This window comes from Prevotella sp. P5-126, assembly GCF_002251185.1.
Classification (GTDB): domain Bacteria; phylum Bacteroidota; class Bacteroidia; order Bacteroidales; family Bacteroidaceae; genus Prevotella.
This window is the reverse complement of sequence record NZ_NPIZ01000098.1, coordinates 53,548-67,389: the sequence shown is the minus strand read 5'-3', so window position 1 is coordinate 67,389 and position 13,842 is coordinate 53,548. Positions and strand designations below refer to the sequence as shown.

The window sequence follows — 13,842 nt, the reverse complement described above, 5'->3', positions numbered from 1 at the left end:
TTATTATTATCCGAAACTATCGAATAGGGATTACGGATGGTTTAGAGTTGGAGGACCAGGGTTAGCCAATTGTATGTATTTTGCTGTCCTATCGTTGTAGTCCATTCCTAATGTGGAACGCTGTTACTTCGGTAATGCTTTTGCTGATATGTGGGCTATTTCGAAATGTAAATTTATCATTGCCAGTGATTCTACATTCTCTGCATGGAGGGCTTTCTTGGGACAACGGCCCATACTGTTTAGTAAACGGCATTTTCCTCCCGTATATGATGGAAGGATACCTGAGGCGGTGCTAGGACACAGACTCATCTACCTTCATGCTTCTTAGAATTTATCTAATTATAAAGTTGCGAAATAATATTATATGAACGGAATAGTGTTTTGGACTCCTTATATATGTATGCATCCTGCAAGTGTGTATGAGGAATTAGGACTAATGCGTCACGTTATAATAGCCTGCAAGAGTTTGGAATACGGCTCTTTTGGAGGGCTGAATATGAGGAACGTGGAGATTGTCCACATAGAAAAGAACAGTGATGTAGAGAAACTCATTGAACGAACGCCCAAATATATCCATATCAATGGATCTCTGAAAACTTATCAGGGTATAGAAGTGTTTGGTTATGCACTTCGCCAACTGCTGAAAAAAAGGTGTTTTGTGATGTCGGTGAATATGGAGCAATACCAATGGTGGACTAAAAAAGGATTCTTGAGAAGGTTACAATGGTTTTATCTTTTTAATGTCGGCATTGGGCGTAAGATTAAAGCAATAGGATGCACAGGCTTGACAGGTGTCAAGGCTTTTCGTAAAGCATGGATATCTGATCGACGTTTATTTGATTTCATCTATTCCGTTCCTGAACCAAATTCATATCTGCTACAAGAATATTCACAACCAATTGATAGTCTGATAAATAATAGAATGGGGGGAGTGAAGTTCATTTATATGGGCCAGATTGCTCACAGAAAATGTATCATAGAATTGGTTCGTACCTTTCGTGAGATGCAAGGAAATTGGACGCTTGATATTGTTGGAGGTGGTCCACAAGAAGATGAGATGCAACAAGCTATTCATGATGACCATCGTATCCATTATTGGGGTAAATTGATGCCTTCGCAAGCCCGAAAAGTGTTAGCATCAGCAGATGTACTATTACAAACAAGCAGGTTGGAGGGTTGGGGATGCACAGTTAATGAGGCTCTTATGTACGGTTGCAGAGTAATTGTTTCTGACGCAGTAGGTTCCAGAGTATTAATTGAAAATCGGGACTATTGCGGTAGGATATTCCGAAGTGGTGACTGGAATGCTCTTCAGACATGTATTAAGGAGGAAATTTCGAAAGGAAATGTAACCCCAGAGCAACGAAAGAGAATAGCTAAAGAATTCCAATCCATTTATCCCAAAGCTGAAGCTGATTATTTCCTTCAAATAGTTGATTACTATACAGGCAAAATCGACATAAAGCCTATCGCTCCTTGGAACTTATAGGCTTCGTTGATTTAAATTTTATTTGTATTAAATTTATGATTCATACCATTATAATAATAGCAGTCCTCGTAAGTATAGTTATAATATTTACCCCCTCCCATACACTTCAGGTAAATAACAATAATTCCACGGACTTCATTTTTTCTCTTGACTTTACCAACTGTTTGCGTGGAGCGGCCATTCTGATGGTTATGGTAGGACATGTTTCAGGAATGATGAATACGGTACTATTCTCACCATTAGGGGGAACAGGAGTTGCATTGTTTTTATTGCTTTCTGGCTTCGGGTTGAATGAATCGTTTAAGAAACAAGAACTGACCTGTTACTGGCGTAAGAAAGTATTAAGGGTATTGTTACCTTATTTTCTTATAGCATCTCTTCTTTATCTTATCAGATGGGATTTCACGTGGCAGGATTATTTGCTTGATGTAATAGGAATCAAAACCCATTATTGGTATATCGCTTTTCTTGTCAAATGGTATGTAGCCTTCTGGATTACCAGCAAATATTGTTTGCGATACAGGACTCTTCTATTATTGGCGTTGTCGATTGTCATATTGTTCCTATTCCCGAACATCGAGGCTGAACAAGCATTTTCTTTCCCATTAGGTATGCTTATCTCCATCCATTTGGGAAAAGTAAAAAATATAAGAGACAAGAATGTAATCATAATAGCCTGTATATTGTTCGTAGTCGGAACAATATTTTTGCTGATTAAACAACATCCGATAGTAAGAGCTCAAATGAGCACATGGATATATAATGTGGTACAGTTGTTTATCAAGTTGCCTTATGCTATGTTTATAGTGTGCCTGTTGAGATTATTTCCTCAATGCATCAAAAGCAAATTTCTGTTATTCTCAGGTATGATATGCTATGAACTCTATTTGGTACACATGCCCTTTTGGAATTACGTGGAAAATACAGTATGGTCAGGATTGTTATTGTTCCTCGTATCATTCGCTATAAGCTACCCCTTCTATTTACTAAACAATAAGATAAAGGATTTTATGTCTTTCACAAAATAATATATTATGAGCAGAGTATTTATAACTCATATTTTGCCGCAACATCTTGTAGCCAAGTACAAGTTGTCATTTGCGGCTTGCAATTTTTCTCGCAACCTAATGACCGGTGGTGGCTTCGACAAGGTGTATTCGATAATGCCGCTCTTCGTCAGCGGGAAGATGGAGGCATTTGAAGACCCCGATAATGAATTGGTGTATTCACGCCTGAGGCATTATGGACCATTAAGGAAAATAGCTCCATTGTTTGAGAATTTCACATTGTTTAGTAAAATATCAAAAAACGACTCAGTTTGGTATTATAATTGTACGATTCTAAACGCATTCCTAATCGTATTATTGCATCTTTTCAAACCAAGTGTCAAGCAGAATGTCATATTGCTTGACTATACTCCTTGCGATAAGATGATTGATAGATTCTTTCTCTGGTTATCCAACCACATGCATGGAATGATTAAGCTGGCGGATTCTCCTTTATTTACAGTAAAGAATTCTGTTTGCCTTCCGGGTGTGGTGCCTGACGACGGCAAGGAATATCCAAAGGTGCAGAATGTGAAAAAGGAGTTCTTGATTTCAGGGGCTCTTGGAGATAATATCTCAATGCTGTCGATGCTGCTTGATGCCTTCTCGCAAATGCCGGAACTCACTCTTCATATCACTGGCAAGGCTCCCGATGTAAAGAAGGTGAAGGAATATATTTCCAAATACAAGAATATCATTTACCATGGGATGGTAGAATATGACGAATATCTGCGTATTCTTCATGCCACGCCTTTTTTACTTAGCACTCGTGATCCGCGTTATCCCGAGAACCAATGCAATTTTCCGTCAAAGGTGATTGAGGCATTGCTACATAACAGGATTATTGTTTCTACAATTCATTATCCTCAGTTGGAGGGTATAAAATACTTTGAAGTGGGAACGGATATAGAAGAGTTTATAAAAGACATTCAGGCTATATCCAGAGCTGCAGATGATGACTTGATTCAATATGCAAACCAATCGAGTATAGTAAAAGAGAGATTCAATGTGAGGGTTTGGAATGAATGGATGAAAAAGATTGAAGAATATGAAAATTAGCCCATATTTAAGTTCAAAGATTACATTATTCTATACACTACTGATTGTGATGGTGGTGTATATTCACAGTACATATCTGGAGATGTACCAGTATGAGACTGCCGACTTTGTATGGAAGTTTTGGGGTGGATATGGGTTGAGCTCTGTAGCCAATCCGTTGTTCTTCATTATATCCGGATTTTTGCTGGTGGGAGGAGTAACGACTGTTCTTGACTTGTTGAAAAAAATGAGGAAAAGAGTCAGGACTGTGATAGTTCCTTTTATACTATGGAACGCAATATTTGTATTATGGTATGTGGTGCTTGATATTACTCCATGGGTTAGCGGATATGTTTACAGTACTGGCATAATGGAGGCTTGGAAGTCTTTGCCGATTTGGGAGAGCATATACAATATGTTGACAGAACCTGCAGGATTCCACCTGTGGTTTCTGCGCGATTTGATAGTCTTTATGGCTATATCTCCTTTGTTATGGTTGATTAGTAAAAGAAGCTGGATGGCAGCAATAGTCTTATCTATCGTTTTAAATCATTGGATGGCATGGGTTTTCTGGTTCTGGCTTGGCCTCACGATTAGAGTTAGTAATTGGAATATCGAAAAGTTACCCAAAGGTAATTGGGTGTTTGTATTGACAGGTGCAATCTATATAGGTAATGCGGTGTTGGCAGGCATGGAAATGGATAAAATGATTCCAAGTAGTTTCGGAGTAATCGGCTTGGTAAAGCAATTGGCATGTATCTATTTTGTGTGGATTGTATATGACAAGGTAGCACGAGGGCGTTGCCTCTCGGAGCAAGGCTTATGGAGGCATATCTGTGGATATAGTTTCTTCATCTATTGTTTCCACGAGCCAGCCTTCAATATCATAAAGAAACTGGGCGTTGTAGTGTTGGGCAGTTCCGAACCTGTGCTTATTGTGCTGTATCTGATAAATCCATTGATAATGGTGGCTATAGCTATCATTATCGCTAAGACGATGCTGCATATAAAACCATTGGTGCCTGTATATAAGTTTTTGACTGGGGGAAGATAAACTGATTTATGAAACTGGTATTCTATTGTAATTTTCTCAACCATCACCAGGTATTAATAGCAGATGAGTTGTATAAACATTTAGGGGATAATTATGCCTTTGTCGCAACGCTCCCTCGCAATGATAAGGAGTTGAAGGGTGGGCTTGACTACAGCTCACGTCCTTATTGCATATTGGCTGGCGAAAGCAATGATGCGCATGATAAGGCGTTGGAGTTAGCTCGAACTGCTGATGTGTGTGTATTCGGGGCTTGTTCTCAGGAATATGCAGTGGAGAGGGCTAAGCAGAAGGACTGTGGCCTGTCATTCGAAATGGGCGAGAGATGGCTTAAAAGAGGATTGATTAATGTTCTTTCTCCGACATTAAGACGATGGTGGATGAATTATATGAGGTATTATCATAGAAAGCCATTCTATAAGCTATGCTCCAGTGCATTTGTTGCGAAAGATGATGTGAAATTGGGCGCTTACAAGGGACGTCACTATAAATGGGGATATTTCACGGGAGTTGATCTTGGTTTCGACGTTGAAGCATCCACGGATGTTTCAACATCAAATATCACACCACTTATGTGGTGTTCAAGATTCCTGTCGTTGAAACATCCGGAACTGCCCATCCTGATGGCTCAAAGGTTGAAAAAAGAGGGCTTGCAGTTTTTCATTGACTTTTACGGCAGTGGTGAGGTGGAACAGAAGTCACGCGATATGGTATCATGTCTTGGACTTGATGATGTAGTGAGATTTCATGGAGCTATACCTAATGATCAAGTGTTGAAGGAGATGCGTCGGCACAAAATATTCCTGTTTACTTCAGATAGGTTTGAGGGATGGGGTGCTGTGGCAAATGAGGCTATGAGTCAGGGTTGTGCCTTGGTGGGTAGTGATGCTATAGGTAGTGTGCCTTATCTTGTTGACAATTGTCGAAATGGTATGATATTCAAGTCGGGGGATGTTGATTCATTGACCGATTGTGTGAGAACATTGATAGAGAATCGCTCTTTGTTGGAGGATATTCGACATAATGCGGTGAAAACAATGCAGACAATGTGGTCGCCTGCAGTGGCAGCGCGAAATCTATTGAAGCTTATTGATGACATAAAGAATGGAAGGTCTTGTTCTATTAAGGAAGGACCTTGCAGTAATGCATAATAAATGAAGATACTACATTATATACCATCTATCGACGAGGCATCCGGCGGGGTGGGGGCTTATATGCAACTGCTCACCAGGGATTTGGGAAAGCTGTGTGAACTGCATGTGGTGACACACAAGTCGGATAATGAACGGACGCTGGAAAACTGTTCCGTGCATTATATCGACTATAAATGGAAGCCATGGGATAATTGTAAGCAGGAGTTCATGGCATTGCTCCGTGAGATTCACCCGGATGTGTTTCATACAAACTGCTGCTGGATGCCGGTGAGTGCATTGACTGCTATGTGGGCTAAAAAGGCTGGATATAAGGTGGTATATACGCCTCACGGTATGCTGGAGCCTTATGCTATCTCTCGTCACTATTGGACGAAAAAGCTTCCAGCTATACTCTTGTTTCAGCGGAAAGGGATTCAGGTGGCTGACATGGTTCATGCCACTGCCGACACTGAGAAGAATAACCTGATGAAACTCGGTTGGAACAGGAATATTTCTGTGATAGCAAACTGTGTAAGGATTGATGAGATAGAAATGAAGTCGTCGTGGAAACGACGGAAGAAGGTGTTGTTCCTGAGCCGAGTTCATCCTAAGAAAGGGATTGATTTCTTGATAATGGCTGTATCTCAGATGAAAAAGGAACTTGGGGGCTATACATTTATAATAGCCGGACCTGGGGAGGATGGTTATGTTCTGGAGTTGAAACGGCTGGCCAAGAAGGAGGGTGTTGACAGTATGTTTGAGTTCATCGGACCTGTTTATGCTAAAGACAAATGGCCTTTGTATCGGGAGGCGGACCTCTTCGTACTGCCCACATGGAGCGAGAACTTTGGCATCGTCGTGCCTGAAGCGCTGGCTAGCGGCACTCCTGTGATTACTACGGTAGGCACTCCTTGGCATGTGTTGGACAAGGCTGGTTGTGGCTGGTGTACGGAGATTGGTGCAGAACCGACAGCGAGGGCTCTTCGCAAGTTCCTTGCTTGCTCGGATGATGAACTCGAACAAATGGGCCGCAATGGGCGTAGGCTCGTTGAAGAGAGATATACGAGTGAGGCTGTTGCTAAACAATTCTTGAATATGTACGAATCACTAATCAACAGAAAATATCATGAGTGAAACAAAAATTGATTTATCACAGTATCACAACAGTCTTTCTCGCAAGCATCAGATAATCCGACTGATCTGGGGGGTGGTGTGGCCGCTGGGCACATGGTTCCTGCCTCGCTCGATGGGGATGAACTGGAAACGTACTTTGCTTAGAGCATTCGGGGCGAAAATTGCTGATACGGCAAATGTATATTCGTCGGCGAAGGTGTATTTCCCAGCCAATCTTACGATGGGGGAATACAGTTGTCTCGCCTCTGATGTGGACTGCTATAATGTGGCACCGATAAGGATTGGAGCGAATGCGATAGTGTCGCAAGGGGCATACCTCTGCACGGCAAGCCACGACATCACCGACCCGCTGAATAATCTGATTACGGCTCCCATCGTCATTGAGGATCAGGCGTGGATTGGTGCGAAGGCTTTTGTCGGGATGGGGGTGACTATCGGACAAGGGGCGGTAGTCGGTGCTACGGCAAGTGTATATAAAAATGTGGAATCATGGACGGTGGTGGGTGGTAATCCGGCTAGATTCATCAAGGAAAGAACAATCAAAGAGTGAGTTATGCTTGATTTGACAGTAATTATCCTGACGTATAATGAGGAGATTCATATACGCAGGTGCTTGGAGAACGTGTGCCCGATAGCCAAAAAGGTGATTGTGGTGGACAGTCCCTCGACGGACAGGACAGTGGAAATATGCCGCGAGTTTGACAACGTGGAAGTGGTAGTGCACAAATATCCCGGAAACCAGGCGGAACAGTTTAACTGGGCTTTGGACAACCTGAAGATTGAGACGGAATGGATACTGCGGCTGGATGCCGACGAATATCTGATGCCGGAGCTGATAGATGAGCTGAAGGAGAAACTGCCGAAAATGGACAAGGATGTGGCGGCCCTCTCTCTCTCTCGCGCGCGCGCTTTCGCAGGAAAAATACTGCATCACGGTATTGTAAACGGGATATGGATTACTCGCATTTTCCGTAAAGGGAAGGCACGGTATGAGAAACGCCTGATGGATGAACATCTGTCGGTGGATGGCGAGATAGTAAGGATGGAGCATCAGTTTGTGGATGACAACCGCATGACTATCGGACAGTTCACCATCAAGCACGAGGGATATGCATCACGGGAGGCGGCTCTGCTGTTGGATGCCGAATATCACTTGACTGATACGAGCTCCTTGCCGAAAGACCATGGTGAGGAAGTAGAGAGAAAACGTGCGCAAAAGGAACGGTACGCAAAAATGCCGCTTTTCTGGAGGGCTTTTGCCTATTTCGTCTATCGCTACATCATCAAGCTGGGATTTCTGGACGGCAAGGAGGGATTTCTGTGGGACTTCCTGCAAGGATGGTGGTATCGCACGTTGGTGGATGCCAAGATATTTGAGTGTAAGAAGGCTTGTGGAAATGACAAGGAGGCTATTAAAAAATACATACTGGAGAAATGGGGAATAATGATTGATGATTGATGATTGATTTTCAAAATGGTTTTTTGAAGAATATTGTTTTTTTTAAATGAAGATCTCTGTAATTACTGCTACATATAACTCGGCGAAGACGGTGCGCGACACATTCAAGTCGGTATTATTGCAAAACTATACCGACTACGAATACATTATTATAGATGGTGGGTCGAAAGACGGAACCGTTGACATCATCCGTGAGTATGAACCACTATTCTGTGGACGAATGAGATGGATTAGCGAACCTGACAAGGGCATATACGATGCGATGAACAAGGGGTTTGGCATGGCTACGGGCGATGTGATAGGTTTGCTCAACTCGGATGATTTTTTTACATCCAATCACATACTGACGGCTGTGGCGAAAGCCTTTGACGAGGACTGTTGCCTTGATGCTGTGTATGGGGACATCCACTTTGTGAATGATTGCGACCTGAAGAAATGCGTACGTTATTACTCGTCGAAGCCGTTCCATAGATGGTGGATGCGGTTCGGCTTCATGCCTGCCCATCCAAGTTTCTACTGCAAGAGGAGTGTGTATGAAAAGTATGGAGCTTTCGACCTGACCTATAAGGTGGCGGCGGACTTTGAGTGTCTGCTCAGGCTGATTTTCATACATAGGATTAAGACGATGTATCTGCCGTTGGACTTTGTAACAATGAGGACGGGAGGGGCTTCCACAAGCGGTATGGAAAGCCACAAGCGGATAATGCACGACCATCAGCTGGCTTTCAAGAAAAACGGAGTGTATAGCAACGTGTTTTTTGAGCTGTTGAGATACGGATACAAGGTGTGTGAGATAATAGAGTATAAATTCCATAAACGAAAATAAACATGATGAATAAAGCATTGATTACTGGAGTGACGGGACAGGACGGCTCGTTCCTCGCCGAGTTCCTCTTGGAGAAAGGGTATGATGTGCGCTCAAACGCCCTGCTGGACAGTTTGCGGTATATATATAAGGTAGCGGAAATCGCCAAATTCAAACAGAGGATATTATTGGTAAGATGTCTGCTTTTCCTGTTATTCTGCATCCCATCGTATTTATCGGCGCAGGATAACAAGTCCGGAACAGTGGACATATTCATGGGCGTGGACTTCAATTACAGGGACATTTATTTCAACAACCGGGTATATGACATATTGATTAACCTGACACCGGGAGTGAGGTGGAACATGGGACACCGTTGGGAAGTTGCCGCACAAGCACTCGTGCCGGTAGTAAACCAGTACGGTGACCGTTACAAGAACGTGCGTCTGAACATGGCGGTACTTTCCAAGCAGCTTGCCGTCGGACAGCATTGGAAGATGAAGGTGACAGGAGGACTGTTCGGGGCGGAACGCTATGGACTGGACATGAAGAATATGTTTATCCTGAACCGATGGCTTGCCATGACCGCACAAGTAGGGTTGACAGGATATTGTTCGATGGCATCGGGATGGGAAGCCAGTACGATGGAAAGGCTGACGGCACAGGCAGGGCCGGAAATCTACCTGCACCGATGGAACACGCAAATCTCTGTGCGTGGTGGTCGCTATGTGTATGGGGACTATGGAGTAGTCGGGGAAGGTTATCGTCATTTCAAGCATGTCAGCGTAGGTGTGTATGCCTCGTACAGCGACAAAGGGAAAGAGGATGCGGGCTTCAAGGTCATTGTCATGCTGCCACCCTACAAACGGACGGCACGGAAAGTGAACATCCGCCCGGCAAGCAATTTCCGCCTAACCTATAGCGTGGAGGCAGAAACTTATGCCAACCGCACTTACTTTACCGACCCGGAACAGAACGAGCGGACGGGATGGTTCGACCGGAACTTGTTGCCATGGGGAACGGACACAATGTCGCCCGACTTCATCGTCAAGGAAAGAAAGGAGGAAGAGAAATGAAGACTGCAAAGCTGATGAGTTTACGAACTAATTTTCGTCTGATACTTCTTGTCTTTCTATGGTTAGGATGCCATTCTGCATCGGCACAGCTCTATACCGGACTGTCCGGACTGCTCAATACGCCTTCGGCTGACATGAACGAGGAGGGAACGGCACGTATAGGCGGCTATTTCATGAACAAGCATTTCACACCGGATGATGACGGAAAATATGGATTTATCTATGATGGTAAGAAATACAATACAGTGGATTTTTACCTGTCCATAACACCTTTCGACTGGATAGAGCTTGGCTATACTTTCACACTTCAGAAATCCTTGTTAGACGGATATGACAAACCGAAATACAACCAGAAAGACCGCTATTTTTCTGTCAAACTGAATCCGTTGCGGGAGGGACGTTATCATCCTGCCATCGCCATCGGGTCGAACGACTTTATCGGCTCACCCACCAAACGGCATGGCCATGGCGGAAGCGGAGCGGGATATTTCTGCAACTATTACATCGCAGCCACCAAGCATTTCAAGCCTGCGGGACACAACATCGGTATAAACCTTGCCTACCGCTATTGCCCCAATGTATATAACGAGAAATGGGAAGGTGTTGTGGGTGGTATCACCTGGCAACTAAAGTGGGTTCCGAACTTGCGTGCTATCGCAGAATACACAGGAAACGAGATAAACGTAGGTGCAGACTGCCTGTTGTGGAAACATCTGTTCCTGCAAGTGGTGTTACAGGACGGAAAATACTTCTCAGGAGGTTTATGTTTCCAGACCAACCTGTTCTAAACAAAAGAAATACAATTTATGTCTTACAAAAATTAATATTTATGGAAATGAGAAAGTTTAAAAAGTTTGGAGTGCTCGCACTCCTCGGTATGGCACTGACATTCAGTGCAAGTTCGTGCAGCGATGACGATCCGGACTATAGCAACGTCACACCGCCTACAGTGGCACAAGTTCACAACATCAGTGGCTCCATAGCAGGACGAGACGGTAAGGGCATTTCAGGTGCAACAGTTACCATGGGCGGAGCAATGAGCGCTACCGCTACCACTGACGCCAACGGTTTCTTCATCTTCGAGGATGTAAAGGTTGGCACCTATAACCTGAAAGCCACCGCAGAGGGGAAAATACCTCAAGAGGCTTCCGTCAGCGTAACAGATGAAGGCGACGGACAGAACGTGGTGTGGAACGTGATGCTGGCCAGTGAGGAGACCGTGACGAATATCACTGTATCAAACGAGGAAGGCGGCGAAGGCAATGTAACAACTGAGGCTTTGGAAGGAAACGAAAAGGCCAAAATTCCTGTGGAAGTGGTGGTTCCTCCTGCTGCTTTGAGTGAGGAAGCTGTGATTGAAATCTCTCCTGTCTATTCTGAAGAGGAAGCTGTACAAACTCGTGGCATCTTGTCAACCATGTCCATTGTTACGAGAGCCAGTGGTGACAGCAGAATGCTTGTGGGTTCAAAAATGAGCTGTTCAAAAAATGATGTGACGATTACAAAACCCATTGAACTGACATTCAACGTGGATGAGACAACTGCCAAAGAGGTGCGTGCACAGAAGTATTCCAATGGTGCATGGGTTGATGTACAAAGCCGCATAGAGAACGGTAAGGTGATTGTAGAGGCGGATGAATTCACGTCATACGGACTGTTTTTAGGCATCAGCATTAGTTCCACAAGTCGCAATGAGGCCATTAATTTTTCCCAAAATGTATGGGACAATCTGTATGGTAACGGCAACATGAATGTGGGTACCGCTACCTATACTTATATGGTGGGTATGGATGTGAAGACCTCAGGAACGACCGTCTTCACGGCGCTGCTGATTGAGGCATTAGCACGTGCATTTGGTGCGAACTCCTACCAGACACAGGGCAACTATCCAATTAACGTGATACTGCCTGTAGGTACCAAACTGGAAATCAAGGGTGTACAGAAAATCAACACTGTCACAGCTTCTGCAGCTGGTCGCAGTGTCAGCGGTACCCAGTATGGGAATGTGACCATTACGGTCGTTACTTCAAACCGTTCACATACTGGTGGCGGCAATTGAGAATAGTATGTTACAGATTAGAATATCCGGCAATACGGTTATAGTGTTGTCGGATATTCAAAAAAACATATAACACAATGATGTCGCACTTGACTTCTTTTGTTCATTTGAAGGAACAAATTATGCATATATACCCCAATTCGGGATAAAATAGCGATTAGTTGCATGTGAAGACAGATACGTGAATTCTCTTCCCATACCATCAGACATGGGCTATATATAAAGAATCGAAAGAGATTATTCTGTCCTTAGAACAATGTAAGTTGCTTCGTGTCTTCGATGCAGTATCCTTGCAATGCCTTTGGCTTGTTGTCGAAGAAGCAATATGCTCCCAATGCTGAAATAAGGTTCATGATAAAGTTGCTTACAGATCTATGGCGTGAATGTACAATCTGTGCCGTATTCTTCAGCATGTCGTTAATGGTTTCGATAATGTATCTCTTGCGCAGCATCATTCTGTCATAGAATGGCATCAGCTTGTTTTTCATGTTTACGCGCAACCCTGTCACCAGCTGTATTCCATCCTCAAAGAGGAAGTCAAACAGCTTTTGCGAAATATAGCCTTTGTCAGCGAACAGCTTGCCATACAAACGTTTAGCAAGAACCTTGAACACATTCGGGTCCTTGTCGCTGACATTTGCACCAGTAAGTACAAACGCTATTATCTCGCCTCTGTCATTGCACGCAAGATGGAGCTTAAAGCCATGGCACCAACCCATTGTTCCTTTTCCGTCAGTGGCAATTCCCTTGAATACCTTATTGGCATATCTCCTGAGATTATGGCATACGGGTATCATCGTGGAATCAACGAATGTTATGCCGGTACATCTTCCGAAAGCTCCCAGATTAAGGAAGAACATGAGCTGGAAGAACACGCGGCTTTCCAACTCCACAAAGCGGTTGTACGACACAGCTTTCGGAAAATAAGACTTCATCGTACCCTTAATAAAGAACAGGTAGTAGTGCTTGAAATTGCGGAATGTACCGAAATGGAAATACAACAGAATCGTCATGATTTCACTGTCGGACAACGATGCTGCACGCCGTCTACGCTTCACTCCGCTATTGTCTTCCAGCAAATTTCCTGCATTTTCTGCATCAAAATGTTTGCAAAACTCGTCTATAATACAAAATAATTCTGTAACTTTGCAATCGGTAGTCATATTAAATATTTTTGTAACTATTTGATTTTCACCTATAAAGGTACAAAATATTTATGAGACTACCAGCTTTTTTATAAACTATTTCTTATCCCGAACTGGGGTAAAACATAAATAGCCATTCACCCATGTGGAGGGATGATGAATCATGTCTTGTCGCATAATTGACTTTATGACATAATCTTATCCCGAATTCAGGTTTAGAGTAATTTGAAATTCCAAAAAGCATTCAAGGATGGTGTAGTGTTGGGCAATGAGACATCGGGGTGGCATGCTAAGTATGGCAGGTGGGGTGTGTATGCTTCTCGCGTACGCACATGTGTATATGCGCACATGCGCAAGTTGCGTATTTTTCGACCACTCGACCACCATTCTTTGTAACATGTTGTGCG

Annotated in this window: 13 protein-coding genes; 12 read left to right on the top strand and 1 reads right to left on the bottom strand. The window is 43.5% G+C overall.

Features of this window, described 5'->3' with window-relative positions; genetic code table 11:
* Positions 1 to 364 precede the first annotated feature (364 nt).
* The 12 genes from CIK90_RS11460 to CIK90_RS11405 are packed head-to-tail and all read left to right on the top strand — an operon-like array spanning position 365 to position 12,290.
* Positions 365 to 1,489, top strand: a complete 1,125-nt coding sequence (locus CIK90_RS11460; protein ID WP_094465501.1) for a glycosyltransferase family 4 protein — start codon at positions 365 to 367, stop codon at positions 1,487 to 1,489.
* 35 nt (positions 1,490 to 1,524) lie between these two features.
* Positions 1,525 to 2,517, top strand: coding sequence for an acyltransferase (locus tag CIK90_RS14670; RefSeq protein WP_094465499.1), 993 nt, complete (start codon positions 1,525 to 1,527; stop codon positions 2,515 to 2,517).
* A 6-nt stretch (positions 2,518 to 2,523) separates the two neighbouring features.
* A complete protein-coding gene (locus CIK90_RS11450; protein WP_144007274.1) occupies positions 2,524 to 3,594 on the top strand; it encodes a glycosyltransferase in 1,071 nt (356 codons plus the stop codon).
* On the top strand, positions 3,584 to 4,627 hold the full coding sequence (locus CIK90_RS11445; RefSeq protein ID WP_094465495.1) for an acyltransferase: 1,044 nt from the start codon (positions 3,584 to 3,586) through the stop codon (positions 4,625 to 4,627). Before CIK90_RS11450 ends, CIK90_RS11445 begins: the two co-directional genes overlap by 11 nt.
* A gap of 8 nt (positions 4,628 to 4,635) precedes the next feature.
* Positions 4,636 to 5,775: a glycosyltransferase family 4 protein gene (locus CIK90_RS11440; protein WP_094465492.1), complete on the top strand. Its 1,140-nt coding sequence runs from the start codon at positions 4,636 to 4,638 to the stop codon at positions 5,773 to 5,775.
* 3 nt (positions 5,776 to 5,778) lie between these two features.
* Complete coding sequence (locus CIK90_RS11435; protein WP_094465490.1) at positions 5,779 to 6,891, top strand: glycosyltransferase; 1,113 nt, start codon at positions 5,779 to 5,781, stop codon at positions 6,889 to 6,891.
* On the top strand, positions 6,884 to 7,441 hold the full coding sequence (locus tag CIK90_RS11430; RefSeq protein WP_094465488.1) for a DapH/DapD/GlmU-related protein: 558 nt from the start codon (positions 6,884 to 6,886) through the stop codon (positions 7,439 to 7,441). Before CIK90_RS11435 ends, CIK90_RS11430 begins: the two co-directional genes overlap by 8 nt.
* A 3-nt stretch (positions 7,442 to 7,444) precedes the next feature.
* Positions 7,445 to 8,350: a glycosyltransferase family 2 protein gene (locus CIK90_RS11425; RefSeq protein ID WP_094465486.1), complete on the top strand. Its 906-nt coding sequence runs from the start codon at positions 7,445 to 7,447 to the stop codon at positions 8,348 to 8,350.
* A 46-nt stretch (positions 8,351 to 8,396) separates the two neighbouring features.
* Positions 8,397 to 9,176 (top strand): glycosyltransferase family 2 protein, encoded by a 780-nt coding sequence (locus CIK90_RS11420; RefSeq protein WP_094465484.1) that lies wholly within the window; start codon positions 8,397 to 8,399, stop codon positions 9,174 to 9,176.
* Positions 9,177 to 9,178: 2 nt separating this feature from the next.
* Positions 9,179 to 10,231 (top strand): GDP-mannose 4,6-dehydratase, encoded by a 1,053-nt coding sequence (locus CIK90_RS11415; RefSeq protein WP_216820914.1) that lies wholly within the window; start codon positions 9,179 to 9,181, stop codon positions 10,229 to 10,231.
* On the top strand, positions 10,228 to 11,019 hold the full coding sequence (locus CIK90_RS11410; RefSeq protein WP_094465482.1) for a YjbH domain-containing protein: 792 nt from the start codon (positions 10,228 to 10,230) through the stop codon (positions 11,017 to 11,019). Before CIK90_RS11415 ends, CIK90_RS11410 begins: the two co-directional genes overlap by 4 nt.
* A gap of 47 nt (positions 11,020 to 11,066) precedes the next feature.
* Positions 11,067 to 12,290 (top strand): carboxypeptidase-like regulatory domain-containing protein, encoded by a 1,224-nt coding sequence (locus tag CIK90_RS11405; RefSeq protein WP_158216063.1) that lies wholly within the window; start codon positions 11,067 to 11,069, stop codon positions 12,288 to 12,290.
* A 248-nt stretch (positions 12,291 to 12,538) separates the two neighbouring features.
* Here the strand turns inward: CIK90_RS11405 and CIK90_RS11400 are convergent, their stop codons facing one another.
* Entirely contained in the window at positions 12,539 to 13,453 is a 915-nt protein-coding gene (locus CIK90_RS11400) for an IS982 family transposase (protein ID WP_094435496.1), read from the bottom strand.
* Positions 13,454 to 13,842 lie beyond the last annotated feature (389 nt).

Excerpts from the sequence above, each read along its gene's own strand:
- CIK90_RS11460 (WP_094465501.1), top strand. The coding sequence starts at position 365 with ATGAACGGAATAGTGTTTTGGACTCCTTATATATGTATGCATCCTGCA.
- CIK90_RS14670 (WP_094465499.1), top strand. The coding sequence starts at position 1,525 with ATGATTCATACCATTATAATAATAGCAGTCCTCGTAAGTATAGTTATA.
- CIK90_RS11450 (WP_144007274.1), top strand. The coding sequence starts at position 2,524 with ATGAGCAGAGTATTTATAACTCATATTTTGCCGCAACATCTTGTAGCC.
- CIK90_RS11445 (WP_094465495.1), top strand. The coding sequence starts at position 3,584 with ATGAAAATTAGCCCATATTTAAGTTCAAAGATTACATTATTCTATACA.
- CIK90_RS11440 (WP_094465492.1), top strand. The coding sequence starts at position 4,636 with ATGAAACTGGTATTCTATTGTAATTTTCTCAACCATCACCAGGTATTA.
- CIK90_RS11435 (WP_094465490.1), top strand. The coding sequence starts at position 5,779 with ATGAAGATACTACATTATATACCATCTATCGACGAGGCATCCGGCGGG.
- CIK90_RS11430 (WP_094465488.1), top strand. The coding sequence starts at position 6,884 with ATGAGTGAAACAAAAATTGATTTATCACAGTATCACAACAGTCTTTCT.
- CIK90_RS11425 (WP_094465486.1), top strand. The coding sequence starts at position 7,445 with ATGCTTGATTTGACAGTAATTATCCTGACGTATAATGAGGAGATTCAT.
- CIK90_RS11420 (WP_094465484.1), top strand. The coding sequence starts at position 8,397 with ATGAAGATCTCTGTAATTACTGCTACATATAACTCGGCGAAGACGGTG.
- CIK90_RS11415 (WP_216820914.1), top strand. The coding sequence starts at position 9,179 with ATGATGAATAAAGCATTGATTACTGGAGTGACGGGACAGGACGGCTCG.
- CIK90_RS11410 (WP_094465482.1), top strand. The coding sequence starts at position 10,228 with ATGAAGACTGCAAAGCTGATGAGTTTACGAACTAATTTTCGTCTGATA.
- CIK90_RS11405 (WP_158216063.1), top strand. The coding sequence starts at position 11,067 with ATGAGAAAGTTTAAAAAGTTTGGAGTGCTCGCACTCCTCGGTATGGCA.
- CIK90_RS11400 (WP_094435496.1), bottom strand. The coding sequence starts at position 13,453 with ATGACTACCGATTGCAAAGTTACAGAATTATTTTGTATTATAGACGAG.